This is a genomic window from Coprobacter tertius (genome assembly GCF_024330105.1).
Taxonomy (GTDB): domain Bacteria; phylum Bacteroidota; class Bacteroidia; order Bacteroidales; family Coprobacteraceae; genus Coprobacter; species Coprobacter tertius.
Window position 1 is genome coordinate 135,417 of the sequence record NZ_JANDHW010000008.1, and the last position, 21,726, is coordinate 157,142.

Annotated in this window: 18 protein-coding genes and 1 tRNA gene; 8 read left to right on the forward strand and 11 right to left on the reverse strand. The window is 42.0% G+C overall.

Annotated elements, in window-relative coordinates:
- The first annotated feature begins 44 nt into the window (after positions 1-44).
- From NMU02_RS09605 to NMU02_RS09615, 3 genes are read left to right on the forward strand one after another with little or no spacing between them, the layout of a single operon-like run.
- Complete coding sequence (locus NMU02_RS09605; protein ID WP_255027637.1) at positions 45-1,178, forward strand: ABC transporter substrate-binding protein; 1,134 nt, start codon at positions 45-47, stop codon at positions 1,176-1,178.
- Positions 1,175-2,218: an iron chelate uptake ABC transporter family permease subunit gene (locus NMU02_RS09610; RefSeq protein ID WP_255027639.1), complete on the forward strand. Its 1,044-nt coding sequence runs from the start codon at positions 1,175-1,177 to the stop codon at positions 2,216-2,218. Before NMU02_RS09605 ends, NMU02_RS09610 begins: the two co-directional genes overlap by 4 nt.
- Positions 2,218-3,279 carry an ABC transporter ATP-binding protein gene (locus tag NMU02_RS09615; protein WP_255027640.1) on the forward strand — a complete coding sequence of 354 codons (1,062 nt, stop codon included), beginning with the start codon at positions 2,218-2,220 and terminating at the stop codon, positions 3,277-3,279. The genes NMU02_RS09610 and NMU02_RS09615 overlap by 1 nt, the downstream gene beginning before the upstream one ends.
- Here the strand turns inward: NMU02_RS09615 and lpxB are convergent.
- On the reverse strand, positions 3,230-4,369 hold the full coding sequence (gene lpxB, locus NMU02_RS09620; RefSeq protein WP_255027641.1) for a lipid-A-disaccharide synthase: 1,140 nt from the start codon (positions 4,367-4,369) through the stop codon (positions 3,230-3,232). The genes NMU02_RS09615 and lpxB overlap by 50 nt on opposite strands.
- A gap of 158 nt (positions 4,370-4,527) precedes the next feature.
- Between lpxB and NMU02_RS09625 the strand changes: the two genes are divergently transcribed.
- Positions 4,528-5,940, forward strand: a complete 1,413-nt coding sequence (locus NMU02_RS09625; protein WP_255027642.1) for a choice-of-anchor Q domain-containing protein — start codon at positions 4,528-4,530, stop codon at positions 5,938-5,940.
- Between the two features lie 10 nt (positions 5,941-5,950).
- Here the strand turns inward: NMU02_RS09625 and NMU02_RS09630 are convergent, their stop codons facing one another.
- Positions 5,951-7,738 (reverse strand): DNA polymerase III subunit gamma/tau, encoded by a 1,788-nt coding sequence (locus NMU02_RS09630; RefSeq protein ID WP_255027643.1) that lies wholly within the window; start codon positions 7,736-7,738, stop codon positions 5,951-5,953.
- Positions 7,739-8,577: 839 nt separating this feature from the next.
- Here NMU02_RS09630 and NMU02_RS09635 point away from each other — a divergent pair.
- Complete coding sequence (locus tag NMU02_RS09635) at positions 8,578-9,462, forward strand: hypothetical protein (RefSeq protein ID WP_255027644.1); 885 nt, start codon at positions 8,578-8,580, stop codon at positions 9,460-9,462.
- 774 nt (positions 9,463-10,236) lie between these two features.
- Here NMU02_RS09635 and NMU02_RS09640 read toward each other — a convergent pair.
- A complete protein-coding gene (locus tag NMU02_RS09640) occupies positions 10,237-10,719 on the reverse strand; it encodes a cytidine deaminase (RefSeq protein ID WP_255027645.1) in 483 nt (160 codons plus the stop codon).
- A 60-nt stretch (positions 10,720-10,779) separates the two neighbouring features.
- Here NMU02_RS09640 and NMU02_RS09645 point away from each other — a divergent pair, with 60 nt between their 5' ends.
- Positions 10,780-11,709, forward strand: coding sequence for a glucosaminidase domain-containing protein (locus NMU02_RS09645; protein ID WP_255027647.1), 930 nt, complete (start codon positions 10,780-10,782; stop codon positions 11,707-11,709).
- Positions 11,710-11,772: 63 nt separating this feature from the next.
- On the opposite strand, the gene proB is transcribed toward NMU02_RS09645, so the two are convergent.
- The 7 genes from proB to NMU02_RS09680 form a co-directional block, all read right to left on the reverse strand.
- On the reverse strand, positions 11,773-12,876 hold the full coding sequence (proB, locus tag NMU02_RS09650) for a glutamate 5-kinase (protein ID WP_255027648.1): 1,104 nt from the start codon (positions 12,874-12,876) through the stop codon (positions 11,773-11,775).
- Positions 12,877-12,892: 16 nt separating this feature from the next.
- Complete coding sequence (locus NMU02_RS09655; RefSeq protein ID WP_255027649.1) at positions 12,893-13,324, reverse strand: DUF695 domain-containing protein; 432 nt, start codon at positions 13,322-13,324, stop codon at positions 12,893-12,895.
- A gap of 29 nt (positions 13,325-13,353) precedes the next feature.
- Complete coding sequence (locus NMU02_RS09660) at positions 13,354-15,009, reverse strand: AMP-binding protein (RefSeq protein WP_255027650.1); 1,656 nt, start codon at positions 15,007-15,009, stop codon at positions 13,354-13,356.
- Positions 15,010-15,055: 46 nt separating this feature from the next.
- Positions 15,056-15,610: a helix-turn-helix domain-containing protein gene (locus tag NMU02_RS09665; protein ID WP_255027651.1), complete on the reverse strand. Its 555-nt coding sequence runs from the start codon at positions 15,608-15,610 to the stop codon at positions 15,056-15,058.
- Between the two features lie 132 nt (positions 15,611-15,742).
- A complete protein-coding gene (locus tag NMU02_RS09670; RefSeq protein WP_255027652.1) occupies positions 15,743-16,207 on the reverse strand; it encodes a hypothetical protein in 465 nt (154 codons plus the stop codon).
- Between the two features lie 8 nt (positions 16,208-16,215).
- On the reverse strand, positions 16,216-16,584 hold the full coding sequence (locus NMU02_RS09675) for a hypothetical protein (RefSeq protein WP_255027653.1): 369 nt from the start codon (positions 16,582-16,584) through the stop codon (positions 16,216-16,218).
- A gap of 37 nt (positions 16,585-16,621) precedes the next feature.
- Positions 16,622-17,173: an RNA polymerase sigma factor gene (locus NMU02_RS09680; protein ID WP_255027654.1), complete on the reverse strand. Its 552-nt coding sequence runs from the start codon at positions 17,171-17,173 to the stop codon at positions 16,622-16,624.
- 201 nt (positions 17,174-17,374) lie between these two features.
- Here NMU02_RS09680 and NMU02_RS09685 point away from each other — a divergent pair, with 201 nt between their 5' ends.
- Together NMU02_RS09685 and NMU02_RS09690 are read left to right on the forward strand one after the other, a co-directional pair.
- A complete protein-coding gene (locus NMU02_RS09685) occupies positions 17,375-19,741 on the forward strand; it encodes a TonB-dependent receptor (protein ID WP_255027655.1) in 2,367 nt (788 codons plus the stop codon).
- 104 nt (positions 19,742-19,845) lie between these two features.
- Positions 19,846-19,933, forward strand: a tRNA-Ser gene (locus NMU02_RS09690).
- Between the two features lie 102 nt (positions 19,934-20,035).
- Here NMU02_RS09690 and NMU02_RS09695 read toward each other — a convergent pair.
- A partial coding sequence (locus NMU02_RS09695) for a fimbrillin family protein (protein ID WP_255027656.1) occupies positions 20,036-21,726 on the reverse strand: 1,691 nt, incomplete at its 5' end.

Genomic DNA, 21,726 nt, shown 5'->3' on the forward strand with positions numbered 1-21,726 from the left:
AGTCACGAGAATTACCCAGATTTCCTAACTAAATGATTTACAACATGAAAAAATTAATCCTTCATTGGCCTGTCTTTATTCTTTTGGTCTTGTCATTATCGTGTCAAAACAAAAAAACAACTGAGAATGAGACGACTGCAGCCGGTACACATCTTTCATATGCAGAAGGGTTTAAAGTAAACCGGGGAGAAGGATATACCGAAGTGATTGTAAATGACCCATGGAAACCCGGACACATATTGCACCGTTATATTCTCGTACCACGGGAGAAGGATTTACCTGAAACTCTACCGGAAGGGACCTTGATTAGAACCCCACTCGAACGAGTATCGGTATTCTCTTCGGTACATTGCAGCCTGCTCGATGAATTAGGCGCTATCGAGAAAATAACCGGCGTATGCGACTCGAAATACATCGCTATTCCTTACATACAAAACGGATTAAGTATCGGTAGTATTTCCGATTTGGGGGTATCCATGTCTCCCGATGTAGAAAAAATCATCGATCTTAAAACCGAAGCCGTATTCGTTTCTCCCATGCAGAATATGGGATACGGCCGTTTAGAAAAGATAAGAGTCCCCCTTATCGAATGCAGTGATTATATGGAAACTTCACCGCTGGGTCGTGCGGAATGGATAAAATTTTTGGGATTATTTTTTGGAAAAGAACAAAAAGCCGATTCTCTTTTCAAGGCAATAGAAAACCGTTATAACACATTAAAAAAAGAAATTCCGACAACTCCCGAGAAAAAACCGACAGTGATTTCAGAAATGAAAACCGGGTCGGCCTGGTATGTACCCGGCGGACATAGTTACATGGCTCGTCTTTTTGCGGATGCGGGTGCCGACTATATTTGGGCGGACAATGACCAAAGCGGATCGATAGCTTTACCGTTCGAATCGGTATTCGAAAAAGGGAAGGAGGCTGATTTTTGGTTGATAAAATATAACCGGGCTCAAGAAATGTCTTATAATGACTTAAAAGACGAATATCCCCCTTATACCAATTTCGATGCATTTAAAAAAGGCAATATTTTTACCTGCAATACCGGGAAAGTACCATTTTATGAACGTATCCCCCTGCATCCAGACGAATTATTGAGTGACCTTATAAAAATATTTTATCCCGGGTCTCTGGCAAACGATACCTTACGATATTTTAATCCGATGAAAAAATGAAAAATCGTTTTGCTGGCCGCTGGAAATATCTGATCCCCCTGATCATTATTATCACTATTCTGATAATAAGCAATTTGGTAATTGGTTCAGTACACATTCCCATACGGGACATATGGGCCATCATTACCGGGGGCGAAAGTGAAAAAAGCAGTTGGGCGTTTATCATTTTACAATCGCGTTTACCACAAACAATAACCGCATTATTTTGCGGATCGGCACTGGCTGTTTCGGGACTTCTGCTACAAACTGTCTTTAATAATCCACTGGCAGGACCATCGATTCTCGGAATCAATACCGGAGCCAGTTTGGGGGTTGCCATCGTCATGTTATTATTCGGTGGAAGCATAGGAACCTCAGGTAGTATTACGTTATCGGGCAGTTTGGCTGTCGTTTTCGGTGCATTTATCGGCGCCGGCCTTATTCTATCGATTATTCTCTTTTTCTCTACTCTGGTACGCAGTAATATCATGTTACTTATTATCGGTATCATGATCGGATATATCGCCTCTTCGGTAATATCGCTCATTAACTTTTACGCAACAGCCGAAGGAGTTTATTACTACACATTATGGGGAATGGGCGATTTTTCGGGAGTATCACTCCCCCAACTTCCCTTTTTCTGCATATCGATTACGGCCGGCCTTATTTTAGCCTTGTTATTAATAAAACCGTTGAACGCTTTATTATTAGGTGAACGGTATGCCGAAAACCTCGGTGTTCCCATTCGCCGAACACGGTGGATATTACTTGTATGCACAGGAATTCTAACCGCAACGGCTACTGCTTTTTGCGGCCCGGTTTCATTTATCGGACTGGCTGTGCCTCACATGGCACGATTATTATTAGGTACCTCAAATCATAATATCCTGCTACCGATGACATTGCTAACAGGAGGAGCTGTCGCCTTGTTATGCAACCTCATCTGCGTTCTTCCAGGTGAAACAGGTATTTTGCCACTAAATGCTATTACCCCCATTTTAGGTGCTCCTGTCATCATTTATGTAATCATTAATCAAAAGAAAATACAATATTTTCACTAATGAGAAAAAAGCCCGTCATAACAGCACAAAATATAAGTATCGGATACCGACAAGAAAGAAAAAAAGAATCTCCGTTACATCGGGATCTTTCTTTTTTTCTCTACCAGGGAGAACTAACCTGTTTACTCGGACCGAACGGAGCGGGAAAATCAACATTACTACGCACCTTAAACAGGGCACAGCCTCCCCTACAAGGAGAAATCTTAATCGGAGAAAAATCATTACGTGAATACAGTGAAAAAGAACTATCCCGTTTGATAGGAGTCGTCCTCACTGATAAAACCTATGCCGGAGGATTAACGGTTTATGAGCTGGTATCTTTGGGAAGGCATCCGCATACCGGTTTTTTCGGAAAGCTATCTATCCATGACGACCGGATAATACAAGAAGCCATGGAACAAACCGGAATTACCTCTAAAGCGAACGAATACATCGGACGACTATCTGATGGGGAACGACAAAAGGCTATGATTGCCAAAGCTCTGGCTCAGGAATGTCCGATCGTATTACTCGATGAACCAACCGCATTTCTCGATATTCCCAGCCGAATAGAAATTATGAGTTTATTGCGTCGTATAGCAGGCGAACAAGGAAAAACAATACTAATGTCGACGCACGACACCGAACAAGCCTTATCTTTAGCCGACCGTCTTTGGTTACTTTCCCGCAAAGAAGGTCTCAATACGGGATTTACCGAAGACATGATTCTTTCGGGCAGGGTAGAACACCTGTTCGATCATCCCGGTATAACATTCGACCGGACCAACGGTAGTTTTCATGCCGGTTTACAAAAAGAAAAAGGCACCGAAATTACATTACATGCCGATGCAGAACCCAAATACTGGATCAGAAACGCACTGGAAAGAAACGGTTATCATATCAACGAAAATAAAAATAACCCGAATACAATAAACATTACAGCAATTTCTTCCCAGGAAATAATCTTAGAATTTCAAAATCATTCAGTACAATCGACTTCTGTTGAAGAAACAATCGACAAACTAAATGAAATCAATGCTTGTAATTCGTTAAAGTCTCTACCATCATTCGGGCAGCATTAGCAGGAGCACCCGGTTTCCCGAGCTTTTCAGCAACCAATCTGTATCCCAGCAACATTTTGCGGCGACCTTCGCCCTCATACAGTATTTTTCCGAGTTCTTTTCGTACGTTCTCCACAGTAAACAAATGGACTAATAACTCGGGGACTATTTCTTCATCGGCGATAAGGTTTACCAGCGAAACGAAACGGACATGCAGTATTCTTTTAAAAAGCCTGTATGTAAATTTTCCCCCTCCCATATGATAACACACGACTTGAGGCACGTTGAATAAGGCTGTTTCTAAAGTAGCCGTTCCCGATGTCACCAAAGCAGCCGAAGCCTGTTGTAACAAACGAAATGTGCTGTTAAAAACAACCGAAACATTTTTTCCCTCAGTAAACTGATTATAATATTCAGGCTCAATACCGGGAGCCCCGGCAACAATCATCTGAAAATCGGGAAAAGAAGAAGCCGCCTCAATCATTTTAGGTAGGTTTTCGGCAATTTCAGCTCTCCGACTTCCTGCCAATAACGCAATAACCGGCTTATCGGGAAGATTATTTCCCAATATAAAAGCATCGAATGTTTCATCGGCAAAAGGCCGTTCCGAAATTTCATCGACAGTAGGATTACCCACATAATCGATTTTATACCCGTGATTTTTATAAAAAGGAACCTCAAAAGGTAAAATAGAGTACATCTTATCGACATACCGTTTTATACTTTTTATACGATACTCCTTCCAAGCCCATATCTTCGGCGAAATATAATAAAATACGGGAATACCCAGCATTTCTTTCACGTATTTCGCTATTTTCAAGTTAAAACTGGGATAATCGATCAGGATAAGTACATCGGGATGCCATCGGGTAATATCTTTACGACATAAAGCCAAATTTTCAAATACTTTATTCAAATTCAAGAAAACCTGAACAAATCCCATATATGCCATTTCCCGATAATGTTTTACCAGTGCCCCCCCCTGTGCGGCCATAAGATCTCCACCGAAAAAACGAAACTCGGCATCTTTGTCCTCCTCTTTCAACGCGCGCATCAGAGCAGATGCATGTAAATCACCAGAGGCTTCACCGGCTATCAGATAATATTTCATAAATGCAAAACTTATCGATTACTTTATTTACAAATATACATTAAAGAAACGAAATCGGAAACGGAACCGAGCGATAAACACGATCAATAAAACATTCCTCCGTTTTTTCTTTATTACCGCTTGTACAATAACCGGGATATAAAATCGTTTATAATACTATGAAACGAATGCTTTTTTATCCCGTCATATTTATTTGTTCCCTACTGATCATGCTGCAGGGATGTTTCGATGACGAATTTACCACTAATCCGGCTAACCGTCTCAGTTTTTCTACCGATTCGGTAAAATTCGATACCATTTTCACCGAGAAAGGTACAGCAACGATGCGTTTCACGGTGTATAACCGGTCAAAAAAAGCCCTTAAAATATCCTCGATTACTCTTGCCGATGCCGAAAACTCAGGATTTTATATTAATGTAGACGGCCGTCCCGGACCCGACCTGTCCGACGTCATCGTATGGGAAAAAGACAGCATTATGATTTTTGTAAAAGCCAATGTAAATCCCACTCATAAAGACCTTCCCCAACAGATTAAAGATTCGATCGTATTTATTACAAACGGAGTACGACAAGACGTGAAATTGGAAGCCTACGGCTGGGATGCCATTGTCATGAAAGGGAAAGAACTCCCCGCAGGAAATACGACATTAAATGGAAACAAACCGTATCTTATTTACGATAGCCTCGTCGTAACCCCCGAAGCGACCCTCACTTTACAACCGGGGGCCAAACTCTTTTTCTACGATAAAGCGATGTTGCTGGTAAAAGGACGACTTGCTGCAGAAGGCACGGCACAAAATCCCGTACAATTTAGAGGTTATCGCCTGGATAAACTCTTCTCGAACCTGCCATACGATTATCTGGCCGGACAATGGGGCGGAATCAGATTCTTCAAGGACAGTTACGAAAACAAAATGAATCAGGTGAGGATGAGAGGTTCGAGCTACGGCATCGCAATCGACTCTTCCGATATCGACCGAACAAAACTCATTCTCAGCAACTCGGTAATACATAATTCCGCGACCGATCTCGTACAATCGAATTTCAGTAATATAAAAGCCTGGAACTGTCAGTTTTCAAACGCAGGAGGTGCTCTTATTCATCAAATCGGCGGGCGATCGGAATTTATTCACTGTACTTTGGCAAATTACTATAATTTCGACATTATCTCTTCGGCAATTCTCTCTTTCGAACATTTGATTGATGAAGGAACCAGTAATGTATCTGCAAATGCGACTTTCAAAAATTGTATTATTACAGGGAGCTACAGCCTGCTCTCCCCCACAGAAATAACAGATTCCGATATATCGTTCCTCAACTGCCTATTTAATGTAAAAGGTTCTGATGACCAAAATTTCAGGGAGTGCGTTTGGGAAGCCGATCCTAAATTTATCAACACCGGAAAAGATTATATTTTCGATTATCACATCGGAGAAGGCTCGGACGCTATAGGTAAAGGGAATCCCCAATTCTTGAATGCCGACTTGCGCTATGATCTCGAAGGTCATCTACGTCCGCAAGGGACAAACCCCGATTTAGGCGCTTATCAATATATAGAAAAAATAGAATAACACATTTGAATCAGGCAAGTTCGAGCCCGAATTTATCGGCAAATTGCTGAACATACGGATTTTTCCGGGCCATCAAATTTAACTTTTCTCGTTGACTGAAAGCTTTTTGCCGCTCTTGTCTTTGACTTTCTCTAACTGAAATCGCAATATGCGTATTTTTCAGTGTATTTTTTAAAAAAGTCATTAGTTGAGTTCCCTTAGCCTGCATCAAATCTAACTGAGCCTGATTATCTACAACAACTTCGAAATGAGTAGGATCGGTCATCACAGGACGGCAACTAATCATTGTATTTACCAAAACAGTTTCAGAAGGGATTGTCTTGGTAAACTGTATCCATGCACGCTGAAGATCATCATTCGAGAACGATTCGTTCATCTCTACGAGTTGCGCCTCTTTCGGCTTGTTATCTTCTTTAATTCCCTGAGGCTTTTTTATCGAGATTGTAGGCGGAGCCATACGTGTAACCGCCGTCTTTGAAATCGCCGCAGCCGGTTCGGGAACCGGAACAACCGCCTTCCTTTCTACCGGCTCGGAAACAGTTTGAGAGACTTGCTTCGAAATTCCGGCCTGAGGCTCGGCTACAGAGCCGCGATTATCGATTGTACCGGTTTTCGTACCGGCTATTCCACCTTCTGGATTAGAAGATCGGGAAGGAGATACTTTTCCGAGAACAGGATCTTGTGTCTTTTCAGTAGGAGGTATCGGTGACGAAAGCTGACATATCCTAATGAGCGTCAACTCCACCAATAATCGTTTATTGTTACTGGCACGATAAGCGAGATCGCAATCATTACTAAGTTCCATCGCTTTATACAGAAAACCTGTGTCACACTGCAGAGCCTGCTTCCCGTACCGTTCGGCCACAGAAGGTCCGACCTCCAATAATGAAAGAGTCGATGGGTCTTTACAAACCAACAGGTTACGAAAATGATTACTTAAACCGCTGATAAAATACTGGGCTTCGAAACCCTGGCACAATATTTTATTAAAAATAAGTAATGCATCAGGAACTTCATTCCGCAAAAACGCATCGGTAAGTCTAAAATAATACTCATAATCGAGAACATTCAAATTCTCGATTACCGCCTCATAAGTCACATTTCCACGAGTAGAACTTACCACCTGATCGAATATAGACAAAGCATCCCTCATCCCACCGTCTGCTTTCTGAGCGATAATATTCAAGGCCTCGGTCTCTGCCTGTATTCCTTCACTGGAGGCGACGTATTGCAAATGTTCAATGGTATCGGCAATCGTTATTCGCTGGAAATCATAAATTTGGCATCTCGATAAAATCGTAGGTAACAATTTATTCTTTTCGGTAGTAGCCAATATAAATATGGCGTGCCGAGGGGGTTCCTCGAGAGTTTTCAGAAATGCGTTAAAAGCAGCAGCGGAAAGCATGTGTACCTCATCGATAATAAAGACTTTATACTTGCCTATCTGCGGGGCCACACGTACTTGCTCGATCAGTTGCCGGATATCTTCCACTGAGTTATTAGAGGCGGCATCCAGTTCGGAAATATTATAAGAGCGTTGCTCGTTAAAAGCCTTGCACGATTCACACTCGTTACACGCCTCACCATTTTCAGTCGGATGCAGACAATTTATCGTTTTGGCAAAAATACGGGCACAAGTAGTCTTCCCTACCCCTCGTGGTCCGCAAAAGAGATAAGCGTGTGCCAATTTATGAGAATCGATCGCATTTTTCAGCGTCTGCGTTAAAGCCTTTTGTCCTACTACCGAACGAAAAGTAGAAGGCCGATATTTTCGTGCCGAAACAATATAATTATCCATTTTTCAAAAAATCCTTTCCGGGTTATTCCATACAAAGATAAGAATAAAAAGCGAGAGATTGAACAGAGGAGCGCAGGAAGGTTGTAAATAAGAGGTTTAAGAAATACGGACTATACGAACGAAACCAAGTATAACCACCGAAAAGCCAACTGAAACCTGAGTTACGTAACCATCCCGTTACTCTTACTCGGAAAAACGACATCGAGTATTAAAAATAATATCTATATTTGTTCACAACGATAAGACAATTGCTATATACAGGCTTTTAATAAAGAGAAACATGACTAATTATACGGGGTGACACCATCTTTCAAGCCACTGTGAAGACGCACATAAGTCACAACCAAATGTTAATATACGTTGTTTTATTGCATTTTTACATAAATTAATTTTATATTAAATACGTTTAGGGCTGGCAATTCCCGAACACGCAAATGTGACGTACAATATTAAATAAATAGAGTCTATAGCGCAAACACAAGTAGAGTGGCAAAAAGTATTTGCGAGAATTGGTTCAATCCGAATTAAAATCGGTGAAGGAGCTGCCGAGTTACATCAGTACAGCTCTGACAAACTACCTAAATCAGTGGAACGCATCCTGGATAAAATGAAATAGTAGGGCATTCCTGCATTTGCATTGAGTTTGAACTTAGGCAGTGAAACGAATTTGAAAAGTACTAAAACAGTCGTTTTCCGACCTTGTATGTATATACGGAGTGCTGTGGTACAGCGAACAAAATATCCTCATCGTCGATACAGCCGGCATGCTCTTCTATCCATAAAGCTCGGATGTGTGCCAAGAAATAAATTGAACAAATCATCTTTAAAGAACGAATAAAATGAATGAAAGAGAAGAACGTTTAAGACGCCTGTTTAAAGGCACGCATTACATATCACAAGAAATGGATATACGGGAATTAACTAAAGATTATATTGGCCCCCGGAATCGAATTTTTTTAAAAGCGGACGACGAGCAAATTATCTTCAACTACAGAGGAAGGAGAGAAGCAATATTTCTCATGTTTGGCGGTGGAGGGCTCTTATGGTTGATACTACCTTTTGTATTTGCTGAGCCAACGATGGGAGACGCAATTTACATTATAACTATCTTTATACTTTTTTCGCTTCTACCTTGCTTGTGGGTATTACCCCGCTCGTATAAAGTCTATACTTTTGACCGCATGACGGGAATGATGACCTTCCCCAATCCCCGTACATTAAAAAACTACGGACGAGATCCCGGAACTATTACCTTCCCCTTTTCCGATGCCCGTTTCGGAATGTTTCTAATGCAAGCAGGCAGACCACGCCGGTTAGCCATCAGCCACCCTGACGGACTTCGCAGTTACGGCATCGACTTTGTACCCTTTTTCGATGCACTACAAACACACTCCATCCTGGTATGGTATATGGATAAAAACAGACCGTTGCCCCCCGGAGAGCTGTTCGATCCCTATCGGGAGAAAGACTACGAACGACGCAAAGCAGAAGGGTTTCAGCCACCACTCTATCCGGCATCCATCGCTACACCCGAAAACACACCCGAACGGGAAAAGGAACGAATAAAGCGAGAAAAAAAGTATTGGCAACAAGTGGAACAGGAGTTGGAAGCCTTCAAACGGGAAGAACCCGAAGCATTTGAAGCATTCACGGGCGATTTAGGTAAGATACAACCCAACTTTTTAACAGAACGCCTCACTAAGTTATTTAAAATGCAGAAATAAGAACCAGATATGAGATACAAGAAAGCAGGTGAAGGATTTACCAAACAGATAACCCTTATGCCCCTTGAAATAGATATGAAACACATCTATCCGATGAAAAACACGCAACCATAAAATATCCGGATAACAAAAAAATGAGTGAAAGAGAAGAACGTTTAAGACGCCTGTTTAAAGGCACGCATTACATATCACAAGAAATGGATACACGGGAATTAACCTGGGATTATATTGGCCCCCGGAACCGAATCTTTTTAAAAGCAGACGACGAGCAAATTATCTTCAACTCCGAAATACCCCTATTTATTTCTTGATGGGATAGTTCAGAAACGCAAAAAACTCATCAAGAGTGATATTATAGAATTTGCAAAAAATTGTCAGAGAAGGTAAGGAAGGATAATTGATCCCAGCCTCATATTACGAAATGTTAAGTCTTGTAAGTTAATAATCTACTTCCAGAAATAGTCACGTTCTGAATGAAAAAAAATCATACATTCCACAATAAACTTCATTCGTTTTTCATCACTCAGCTGTTGTTTCCTCTTTTTCACCGTTGCAAAAAAATCGCAATCTGAATCTTTTTATACATGCACTAATGTACAAATTGATTTTTACCTATCTTTACAAATAGAGTTGTTTGATGATATGCAAATCATAGGACATCAATGCAGTCTGAATGTTGGCAAATCGTTACCCATAATTTTCAATATCCTTATAAATTATTATCATTCAGCCAGATACAAAAGGTCTCTTATTCTTGGCAAAGACAATAAAAAATCATCCTTCGAGACACGTCTTATCGAAATGTAACGGCAATAAATCTTTAATAGAGCTTACGATATATATACTTTCTTTTCCATACATCAATAATCGGATAGGAGTATCGTATCTATTTTCGGTTTCGAGAATTACCTGCCTGCAAGCACCGCAAGGCGCGGTTTGCGCATGCGTATATTCACCCTTTGTTTGCGCCGCCAGCGCCAAAGTTTTTACCGGCAGAGAAGGATAATTGGAATTAGCAAAAAACAAAGTGACACGCTCGGCGCATAAGCCCGAAGGATATGCTGCATTTTCCTGATTGTTTCCCGTAACAATCGTACCGTCAGACAATAAAGCAGCAGCACCTACCTGAAAATGAGAATACGGAGCATAAGAGTGGCAACTTGCCTCTTTTGCCTTATCGATAAGAATTTTTTCCTCATTACTCAATTCATCATAGGAACAAACTGTTATCTTTGTATTGATATTTAATTCTTTCATTACGTATTACGTTAAGTATAGTCTATTATACAAATATAAAAATAATAAGGATAAAAGACAATGAATAAAACGACTTTTCGACAGGTAATCTCCTGTCCGAAATCTTTACCTTTACTGATTACTCTTTTTTTGGTATCCTTTTGTATTTCGGTTACGGCACAGAACAAGAACCGCATTTATATGCGCTACATCGACCAATATAAGGATTTGGCCATAGAACAACAGCGAAAATATAAAATACCGGCCAGTATTACCCTTTCACAAGGTCTTCTCGAATCGGGTGCCGGCCTGGGACAACTTGCCAGCAAATCGAATAACCATTTCGGAATAAAATGTCATAAATGGACCGGCGCCCGTGTATATCATGACGATGACGCAAAGGGAGAATGTTTCAGAAAATACCGCCATCCGAAAGAATCTTACGAAGACCATTCGCTGTTTCTTACCCGCAATATGCGTTACGCCCGCTTATTTGAGCTAAAAAGTACCGATTATAAAGGTTGGGCCCGCGGATTGCAACAATGCGGTTATGCAACAGACAAAGCCTATGCCAGTAAATTAATACAGTTAATCGAACTCTACGAACTGTACCAATACGACCGCAAAGGAAGCCGTGATAAAATACCGAATACGACACAACAAATCGTTATCAGACGACCGGTTTACAAATCTTACGGTCTCCTTTATGTAGAAGCCCGTGATGGCGACAGTATGGCTTCCCTTGCCAAAGAACTGGGATTTAAGAAAAAGAAATTGTGCAGTTATAACGAAATACCGGAGGAATATCCTCTCGAAGCGGGAGATATCATCTATCTCGAGAAGAAAAATAAAAAAGCTGAAAAACCTTATTTGTTCCACAAAGTACGAGCAGGAGAATCGATGCATGATATCTCACAACGATATGGCATCCGAGTTAAAAATCTGTATAAGATGAATAAGAAAGACTCTGAATACGTACCATCAGAAGGTGATACGTTAAAACTGAGATAAAAAGGGGAAATAAACCGGGCAGCTTGTGTGAAAAAGGCTGCCCGGTTTATTTTTTTAATATATTCAATCAAGATATAAATAATCGTAATGGACTAAAGGTTTAGCCCCCTGACTTCCGACCAGTTTTTTAGCTTTCTCACTATCGAAAGCTACACGTCCCACTCCAATCGGTTGATTACAATGATCGAATATACGAACGATATCGTCTTTTTCAAAAACTCCTTCGATACGGGTAACCCCAATAGGTAACAAACTAACGGCTTTATCGGAAAGAAGCATCGCTGCAGCACCTTCGTTTATATGAATCTCTCCTTTAGCAAAACCTTCGGAATGAGCAATCCACTTTTTCATACTCGAAGGAGATTTCCCCGAATGAATAAAACGTGTACATACCGTATCGCTACCGACCCGAAGTAAATCGATCAGGATATCATCCCGTTTACCGTTAGCAATGATTACCGGAATTCCTTCATCGGCAACTTTTTGTGCTATACTGCATTTGGTCAACATTCCACCCCGACCGAAAGAAGAACGACTCGCTTGTATATATTCTGATAAATTATTTTTTTTACTTTTTATTTCCCGTATGACCGCCGCTCCCGGACTACCGGGGTCTCCATTGTAAATACCGTCGATATTACTGAGAATGATTAAGATTTCCGCATCCATCATCGTTGCGATAAGCCCCGAAAGCTCGTCGTTATCGGTAAACATCAGCTCGGTAACCGAGATCGTATCATTTTCATTCACAATAGGTATCACACCATTCTCGAGCATGACATCCATACAATGTTTCTGATTAAGATAATGCCTTCGGGTCGAAAAACTCTCTTTCATCGTCAATACCTGTCCACAGAAAATCCCATGTTCCTTGAATAACTCGTAATACCGATTAATCAGTTTAGCTTGCCCGACAGCCGAAAACAATTGACGAGCAGAAACAGCGTCGAGTTTTCCATGCTTTCTAATTTCACTACGTCCGGAAGCCACTGCCCCAGAAGAAACGAGAATCACTTCCGTACCCGCTTTATGTAATTCGGAAACCTGATCAGTTAAAGCCGACATACGAGTAACATCAAGAGTTCCGTCCTTACGGGTCAGCACATTACTACCGATCTTTATTACAACACGTTTATATTGGTATGGAGATGTACTATTCTCTTTCATCTATATTTTTTCTTAATTATCCGTAAGTAATCCCGAAAGATTTCAGCATACGGTTATATTCTTTCCAGTTTTTATCTTCGGTCGCTCCGATTTTAACAGGAAGAAGAGGAAATTCCCCGAAAGTAGCATTAATCTGATTAGACAAATCTTCTACCGAACGGGTATAATATACAAAAACAGCCTGTCTGCCTCCGGTATGTACAGCTGTCAGCCATGCAATCAACTCATCTTCAAGACGATCGGTCAATAAATTCATTACCTTATCGGTAACGGCCGTTTCTTCTTCAGTAGGCATTCCGTCAGCAGTTCCTTTATATAACCACTGTACTTCTACCCTCATCGGATAAAGTGTCGTATTTCGTTGATTACCCCTAAAAATGCGTCCACGGGTAATTATTCTACCCCGATCTGAATCCTGTTCGCCTATAAACCAATCATTTTTGGGCATAATACAAAAATTCATCTCATTCTAAAAAATTATTTATTATCTTTATCTCTAATCTCTACACGGCGTATTTTGCCACTGATCGTTTTAGGTAATTCTTCGACGAACTCGATCACGCGGGGATATTTATAGGGAGCTGTCACCCGTTTAACATGATCCTGCAATTCTTTGATAAGACTGTCGCCCGCCTTCGCTTTATAATCGGCAGCCAATACCACCGTTGCTTTTACTACTTGGCCACGTACCTCATCGGGAACTCCGGTAATCGCGCATTCGACAACAGCAGGATGAGTCATGAGTGCACTTTCTACCTCGAAAGGGCCGATACGGTAACCCGACGACTTTATCACATCGTCAGCACGACCGACAAACCAATAATATCCATCTTCATCGCGCCAAGCCACATCACCTGTATAATACACGTTATCGTGGTAAGCCTCCCGTGTTTTTTCATTATCCCGATAATATTCCTTAAATAAACCCAACGGTTTACCTTTTTCGGTACGTATAACAATCTGCCCTTGCTCGCCATCTTCGGCCCAACGACCGTCGGGCGTAAGCAAATCGATATCGTACTGAGGATTAGCAATCCCCATCGATCCGGGTTTCGGCTCCACCCAAGGATAAGTCGCGATGGTAAGTGTCGTTTCGGTCTGGCCGAAACCTTCCATCAATTTAATCCCGGTTATCCGGTAAAACTCCTCATACACTTTAGGATTGAGAGCTTCTCCCGCAATAGTGCAATATTTGAGAGAAGAAATATCGTATCGGCTCATATCTTCCCGGATAAGAAAACGAAAAACAGTCGGAGGTGCACAAAAAGACGTTATACGATATTTCTCGATCATTTCCAAAACATCGGCCGGTGTAAACTTATCGAAATCATAAACGAAAACATTTGCTCCGGCAATCCATTGTCCGTATAATTTTCCCCATACGGCTTTTCCCCAACCCGTATCGGCTAATGTAAGGTGCAGACTGTCTTCGTGAAGATTATGCCAAAAACTGCCGGTAATTATATGCCCCAGGGGATAGGTAAAATCATGTGCCACCATTTTGGGATTACCGGTAGTGCCGGAAGTAAAATAAAGCAGTGAGATATCTTCATTGCTATTTATGTGATCAGGCTTCACAAAAGGTGCAGCGGCCTCGATCCCCTTATGAAAGTCATCCCAACCTTCGGGAATCGATGGTCCGATTGAAACCCGATGCCGTAACGATGGGGAGTCCTTTACAGAACGATCGACATGTCCCGTAACAATATCTTCACCTACAGCCACGATCATTTTTATATCGGCAGCATTGCACCGGTAAATAATATCTTTTTCGGTAAGTAAATGAGTAGCCGGGATACATACAGCACCCAATTTGTGTAAAGCGATAATCGAGAACCAAAATTCGAAGCGGCGCTTAAGAATAAGCATCACCATATCACCGTGTCCGATTCCCAACGATTGAAAATAAGAAGCGGTTTTATCACTTTCCCGTTTAATATCGGCATAGGTAAAATCGATATGTTCACCTTTATCATTCGTCCAGCAAAGGGCTTTTTTATCCGGATGCGTTTTTGCCCATTCATCCACTACATCGTAACCGAAATTAAAATCGAAAGGAACTTTAACTTTAAAGTTCTGCATAAAATCTTCCTGAGAAGAAAACGAGGTTTTATTTATAAATTTTTCTAACATATCGTCGGGATTCTGCTTAATGCCGATAATCGGCAAAATCGGATAATTAAATAATAACAGCCAAAAATTTTACGGTCTTTCCATCGAGTGCTTTCATTCCATGAGGCCTATTAGCATCGAAATAAATACTGTCCCCAGGACCGAGTTCCAGCGTCTTATCCCCAATCTGCAATAATACGCGCCCTTCTATAACCAGATTGAATTCCTGTCCCGGATGAGTATTTAAATGCACCGGCACCGAATCGGCATTAGGTTCTACCGTAACGATAAACGGATCGGCCTTACGGTTCATAAAACCCGCAGCCAGAGACTGGTATTTATAAGCTTTAGTACGTTCTACGGCTGCACCTTTCCCGGCACGCGTCAGAAAATAAGCATTCATGCGAGGTTCGTCGCCAAACATCAGAGCAGAAAGATCTATTCCGTATTTAACGCTTATCTGATGAAGTGTACTGACCGGAATATCTTTTTCACCGCTTTCGTAAGCAAGATACTGCTCTTCTGAAATTCCGCAAGAAGCAGCCATTTCCCGTGCACCGATATCCAGGGCATCCCGTAAACCGGCTAAACGCTCGGCAATTTGCTTTATCTGATCATTCATGTTATTTAATCCTTATGTTTAGTTTACAAAGTTAAAGAAAAGAGTTATAAATACAATAATTTGTTTTTTTAAATAAATATCCCCCTACATCTTTATTTGAATGTAGGGGGATAAATAAACTTTCAATTTTTATCAGCGTTTTCTATTCGCTGCCTTCTGCCGATCGTTAAGTATCTTTTTCGAAAAAGTCAACTCGGCCTTACGATATAAAAATAATTTCTCGGGAGAAAGGAATTTACTAAACCTTTCATAATATTCTTTATCCAAAAGTGCTTCTTTAACGGGTAATTCGACCATTGCATCAGCCACAGCTTTATACTCGGCTTCCGATACTTTCGATTGGCTACGGCCAATGTCTCTTACTTTCATTCGAGTTTCCCGACCGAGTTTAAATTTTTTATACTGATACTCGTCGTATAACGGAAAAAATAATTTCTGTTCTGCAGGAGTAAGTCCGATTTCCTGGGTAAGATATGCTTTTTTCTCGGCCCGAAATTGTTCGAAACGTTGCTTTTGCGCATTATTCGCCGGACCTTGAGCATAAGAATAACCTGCCGAAAGGGTAATCAACAACAGAAAAATAATAAAGCGTCTCATTTTTTTATTTATTTACTATCGATATTTTCAGCCCAATATTCATACAATGAATAATCGTCGACCTGCGTATATAAAATATAATCATCGACCAGACTTTCGGGAGAAACAGTCGTAGCCATTTCACTGCCCGTATTCATTACAGAACCGTCGGAAGACCCGGTAACAAACAACCTTATCATCAGGGCAATGCCGGCAAACATGGCTGCCATATACACAAAAGGCTTAATCCGATCCCACAATGTAACGGATTTGACATTAAGCTCTTGCTCGGGCAACTGTTGCATCAACCGCTCGTTGAAAGACTCGAAATAACCTTCCGGGACTTTAAATCCGCTTTTCCGGTCAAACTGTTTCAATATATTCTTATCTTTTCCCATATATCTTGTCTATTAGACAGCAATTAATCCAAAAGGTTTAATCTTCGGACGACAAATATTCCTCAATTTTTTTGGCAGCATGATGGTAAGACGCTTTGAGCGCTCCAACCGAAGTCCCCAATACCTGAGAAATATCTTCGTATTTCATATCGTCGTAATAACGCATGTTAAAAACAAGGCGTTGTTTTTCGGGTAAACGAAGCAGGGCTTTCTGAAAACGCTTTTGCAGCTCGTCTCCATCGAACCATTCATCGGCTTCGAGACGATCGGTCAGAAACAAATCTCCGTCGTCTATAGAAATATTCTGTTGCTGTCGCTGGCGATTAAGAAAGGTTAGGCATTCATTTACCGCGATACGATATAACCAAGTCGATAACCGGGCCTCAGCACGAAAGTAAGCAATATTGGTCCAGGCCTTCAAAAAAGTATTTTGCAGAAGATCATCGGCATCATCATGCGATATCACCATTTTACGTATCTGCCAATACAACGGTTCACTATACAATTGTACGACACGACCGAACGCGCTACGACACGTTTCGGGACGTTGCAATTGTTCTATTATTTCCTCTTCGTTGTAAGGTTGCATTATAATCAGGGTAACAAAGCGATGACCGAAATTCAGATTCGGCGGCTAATTTACGACAAAAAAAAGAGACCGCCTTTTTTCTATTGCTAAAAATCACTACATATAGTGATTGTACGCATTATTTTTTAGCAATTTCTTTGTTAACGAAAAACCGGGAGGTTTATTTCCTGTTTAATGTTAATAAATAAGAACTACAAACTTATGAAAAAACGTTTACTGTCTTTTTATTTAATTTTATTACCAGCTACAGCTTTTCCGGTTTATTATGCAGATAAAACCGAGAACGATTCGTCTTCCTACCGGAACTTCTATCTTCACGAAATCGAAATCGTATCTAATCCCAAGACAGAACTTAAAGCGTTCGGATTCCCGGGATCTGTCTCGATATTCGGAGAAAACAAAATCGAGAGTATGAACGTAACTTCGATGAAAGACCTTTCGACTCTCGCTCCGAATCTGTTTATTCCCGATTACGGCTCTAAACTCATCTCTTCGGTATATATCCGAGGAATAGGTTCGCGTATAAATTCTCCGGCAGTGGGTCTAAACGTCGATAATGTCCCTTATCTCGACAAAAGTGCTTTTGACTTCGATTTCCTGGATATCGAAAAAATAGAAGTTTTACGTGGTCCCCAAGGAACATTATACGGTCGCAATACTATGGCCGGACTTATAAACATATACACCAAATCGCCATTCGATTATCAGGGGACCAAAATAAAAGCCGGCTATGGGAATTACAATGCATGGCAGGCCGCAATATCCCATAGTCATAAAATTAACGATAAGATAGCGTTTTCAATCAGCGGACAATATCGTAAAGACGACGGATACTTCAAGAATATAACGACCGGAAAACGATCAGACATTTCAGAAGTTGCCGGAGGTAGAGCACAGGTTCAGTGGAGAATAAACCGAAGATTGAAAATTAATTTTACTTCCGATTTCGAATACAGCAAACAGGACGGTTACCCTTACAAAATGTATGAAGAAGAAACAAATAACTGGCAAGAAATAAGTTATAACGATCTGTCCTCGTACGAACGAAACCTTTCGACCAACAGTATTTTCCTGCAATTTATACACGACCGGTTTATTCTAAGTTCTACGACCGGATACCAATATCTGAAAGACAACCTGCATATGGACCAGGATTTTACGCCTCTTTCGGTCTTTACCTTACAGCAAAAGCAGTTACAACATGCTTTTACACAGGAAATAGCGTTTAAATCACTATCGGAAAAACCATTACAATGGGTCGCCGGTGTTTTCGGTTTTTATCAGAACCTGCGCACCGACGGACCGGTAAATTTTAAAGAAGACGGAATAAAATATCTTATCGAAGGCCAGACGAACAAACAACTCGCTTCATTAAAAGAAAATAATCCCCGTATGCCGGATATCACTCTGGATGTGGAAAACGAAAACCTATACGTCGACGGCATTTATAAAACACCTACTTACGGTATGGCGGTGTTTAAACAGATGACTTACAATTTCCCCTGTAAATTATCGGGAACCGTGGGTTTACGCCTCGACTACGAACATACACAAATAAAACACGACACGCATTCTACCGCCCCCTTGCAAAGTCACATGAATATAAAAATGGGCCCCACTACGATTCCGGTTTCCCTCTCTCCCATCCCATTAGAATTAAACGGGAAAGAAGAAATGAATACGTGGGAATTATTACCGAAATTCGAACTGAAATATATGCCCGACGACAGATGGTTTGTATATGCCTCGGTAACTCGCGGATACCGATCGGGAGGTTATAATTTCCAGATGTTTTCGAACCTGATTCAGGATCAGATCAGAACTAAAATTATGGAAGAGGGGATGAGCCAGATTCCCGGAGGCGGAGGATCGATTCCCGGGAATGGGAATAATTCCGAGATCAGCGTAAACGATGTTATCTCTTACAAACCCGAGCATAGCTGGAATTACGAAATCGGAGGTCGCACACAACTATGGGAGAAACGCGTTTCGATAGACTTGTCGGCATTTTATATCGATTGCCGTAACCAGCAAATCTCAGTCGTAAGCGGCTATGGCCGTATCACTAAAAATTCGGGACATTCGTCGAGCAAAGGGTTAGAAGCCAGCCTTCGCATTACTCCCGTCGATAACCTGCAATTCGGTATAAATTATGGCTTTACCTATGCTAAATTCATCAATAACCACGATGGGGAAACCGATTATAAAGATAACTATGTACCTTTCGCTCCGAAACATACTCTGGCCATAACCGGAGGTTATTCGATACCCGTTAACTGCCGGTGGCTCGATAACATCAATATCAACGCTCAATATATCGGCCGGGGACGTATTTACTGGAACGAAGCGAATAATGTATCTCAACCTTATTATGACCTCATCGACGGAAATATTTCTTTTACCAAGGGGTGCATCGAACTGGGAATATGGGGTAAAAACCTGTTGAACAAACGGTATCAGGCTTTTTATTTCGATGTTATGAATGCCCAAGACCTTACACACAATAACGGATTCGTGCAGCAGGGACGCCCGTTTACTATCGGAGGAAATATCACCGTAAAATTTTAATCCCCATTATCGTCATAAAAGAAAAAGCCGGTAAATTGGCCAGATAAGGAAAAAAGATTATATTTGCACTGCTTTTGCGGTTCGTTTTACGAAACGATCTTCATGGAGTGATGCTCGAGTGGTTGAAGAGGCACGCCTGGAAAGCGTGTAATCGCCTAAAGCGGTTCGGGGGTTCGAATCCCCCTCACTCCGCAAATAAGGGTAAGTTATTTATTTTTAATAGCTTACCCTTATTTATTTTAATAAATGGCTTTAGAACTTTTTTATGCTCATACCTAAACACCCCCTCCGTCATTATTTCTTATTATCCCGCACACAGCGTACGCTCGCCAGCGTGGTTTTCTTGTTGCGGACATCCAAATTCGGTAGTTTGTTAACAGGAGCAGCGGTATCCGTGATATATATCGTCCAGGCCGTCGTAGCAGAGGCTTCGGTAGCCGTCCAGTAAGTATCGGTTGTATTTGCAGTGCCAAAATTCAGGCTCTCATACTTATTACCATACGTATAAGAAACGGGGATCATACGAAACTCCGATGCGCGAGGCAGACGCCAGTTGGTGAAACCGCCGCCCCGGTATTTGCGGCACAATTCTTTGGCGATGAGCGCCCCGTCGGCTCCTTCCCAGGGCACCGGTACGGTGCTTACATTCTCTTGGGTCATAAAAAAGTCGGCGGAAGGTTTTTCTTTTTCGTACACATTTTTGTCACCGGCTCCCCCTCGGTCCAATATCGCACCTGAATAATTTGCTTTATGCGCATCCGTACCGTCGACATAAATCCCGTTGTTACCGAGGGCTACCGTAGACAGCCAGCTATCGTATCTATGGTCGCCTATTGCGAGAGAACCCATGGTCGGGAAATAATTCCATTCATTTTGCAGCAAATAAGTGAATTCTATCCCCTTCACGCCGGAGGGAGGTATGCCGAAGTCGCCGTCGCGGTTGACGGTGTTCCAGTCGGTAAGGATGAGCCGCATGGCCGTATTGTCGTACACCACGTTGTAGGTATTTTTATACCCCGGGGCAAAACCGTAGTAGTCTTTTCCGTTACGCCGCTCGTGGTTGAGGTGGTTGCGCCGCAGGGGAAATATCTTTTTCTTACCGTTCACCGTGAGCGCGATCACCACCGTTTCGTCTTTGAGCGTATCGCTCATAAAGGCCGGCACGAAGAAATCACGTACTGAGGGATCGTTCAGATCAAGCTCCCATGTGCCTCCATACGAGAGGGGACCCGCCTGCGAGCGCAGCTCGGGGTAGTCGGCACCCGACACCGTATCGCCCGTGGCGGGGTTGATATAACCTTTGTTTTTTATCCACACGTCGCCCATATTGTCGAGATCGACCTGAGAGAGCTTGTGCCTATCTTTGTCGAGCGATTTGGTCACGTTTATCCGGATATAGGCGAAGGCGTGCTTCATCTTCAATTCTATCGGCTCTCCGTTTTCGGGCACTACGTAGGTGGTGTCGCAATAAATGTAATCAGGTTGACCATTATCATCCCCGCGGAGGTCACCGGTAAAATCGAAGCCGAGACCCTTTATACCGGGGATTTTCGAATCCAGAGGGCCGTAAAAAACGACCCGTATCTTTTTACCGGCATAGCACTCCGGTCTTACGGCTCCATCCGGCTTCTCAGCATAATATACCCAACGCGCATCGTTGAGGGTACCGCCCGTCGTTTTCACAGAACCGAAAAAGATTTCGCCGCCCTCCGGATACTGGGTGATGGTCATTCCCATCACTCCTATATAGGTTGTAAAGTCATACTCATAATCCCCACTCCAAATCGTATAGTCAGGATCATTCCATGGCATTATCGTCCTCGACCCGGCAGACGCGGGAATTTCTCCCGCCCCCTTTACCGATGCGGAGAAACGAAGGGGGACTAATTTCCCCGTGCCGCCGGTATCGACATCGGGTTCGTTCGAAAGATTTTCTACACACGAGACCGCGGGCAGGTACAGTAGCGTCACCAGCGCCACCGCAA

What these genes read in the sequence shown, in the direction of transcription:
- NMU02_RS09605 (WP_255027637.1), top strand. Translation starts at nt 45, where the DNA reads ATGAAAAAATTAATCCTTCATTGGCCTGTCTTTATTCTTTTGGTCTTG.
- NMU02_RS09665 (WP_255027651.1), bottom strand. Translation starts at nt 15,610, where the DNA reads ATGAATGATCAGATAAAGCAAATTGCCGAGCGTTTAGCCGGTTTACGG.
- NMU02_RS09625 (WP_255027642.1), top strand. Translation starts at nt 4,528, where the DNA reads ATGAAACGAATGCTTTTTTATCCCGTCATATTTATTTGTTCCCTACTG.
- NMU02_RS09615 (WP_255027640.1), top strand. Translation starts at nt 2,218, where the DNA reads ATGAGAAAAAAGCCCGTCATAACAGCACAAAATATAAGTATCGGATAC.
- NMU02_RS09635 (WP_255027644.1), top strand. Translation starts at nt 8,578, where the DNA reads ATGAATGAAAGAGAAGAACGTTTAAGACGCCTGTTTAAAGGCACGCAT.
- NMU02_RS09685 (WP_255027655.1), top strand. Translation starts at nt 17,375, where the DNA reads ATGAAAAAACGTTTACTGTCTTTTTATTTAATTTTATTACCAGCTACA.
- NMU02_RS09645 (WP_255027647.1), top strand. Translation starts at nt 10,780, where the DNA reads ATGAATAAAACGACTTTTCGACAGGTAATCTCCTGTCCGAAATCTTTA.
- NMU02_RS09670 (WP_255027652.1), bottom strand. Translation starts at nt 16,207, where the DNA reads ATGAGACGCTTTATTATTTTTCTGTTGTTGATTACCCTTTCGGCAGGT.
- NMU02_RS09655 (WP_255027649.1), bottom strand. Translation starts at nt 13,324, where the DNA reads ATGCCCAAAAATGATTGGTTTATAGGCGAACAGGATTCAGATCGGGGT.
- NMU02_RS09640 (WP_255027645.1), bottom strand. Translation starts at nt 10,719, where the DNA reads ATGAAAGAATTAAATATCAATACAAAGATAACAGTTTGTTCCTATGAT.
- lpxB (WP_255027641.1), bottom strand. Translation starts at nt 4,369, where the DNA reads ATGAAATATTATCTGATAGCCGGTGAAGCCTCTGGTGATTTACATGCA.
- NMU02_RS09675 (WP_255027653.1), bottom strand. Translation starts at nt 16,584, where the DNA reads ATGGGAAAAGATAAGAATATATTGAAACAGTTTGACCGGAAAAGCGGA.
- NMU02_RS09680 (WP_255027654.1), bottom strand. Translation starts at nt 17,173, where the DNA reads ATGCAACCTTACAACGAAGAGGAAATAATAGAACAATTGCAACGTCCC.
- NMU02_RS09630 (WP_255027643.1), bottom strand. Translation starts at nt 7,738, where the DNA reads ATGGATAATTATATTGTTTCGGCACGAAAATATCGGCCTTCTACTTTT.
- proB (WP_255027648.1), bottom strand. Translation starts at nt 12,876, where the DNA reads ATGAAAGAGAATAGTACATCTCCATACCAATATAAACGTGTTGTAATA.
- NMU02_RS09660 (WP_255027650.1), bottom strand. Translation starts at nt 15,009, where the DNA reads ATGTTAGAAAAATTTATAAATAAAACCTCGTTTTCTTCTCAGGAAGAT.
- NMU02_RS09610 (WP_255027639.1), top strand. Translation starts at nt 1,175, where the DNA reads ATGAAAAATCGTTTTGCTGGCCGCTGGAAATATCTGATCCCCCTGATC.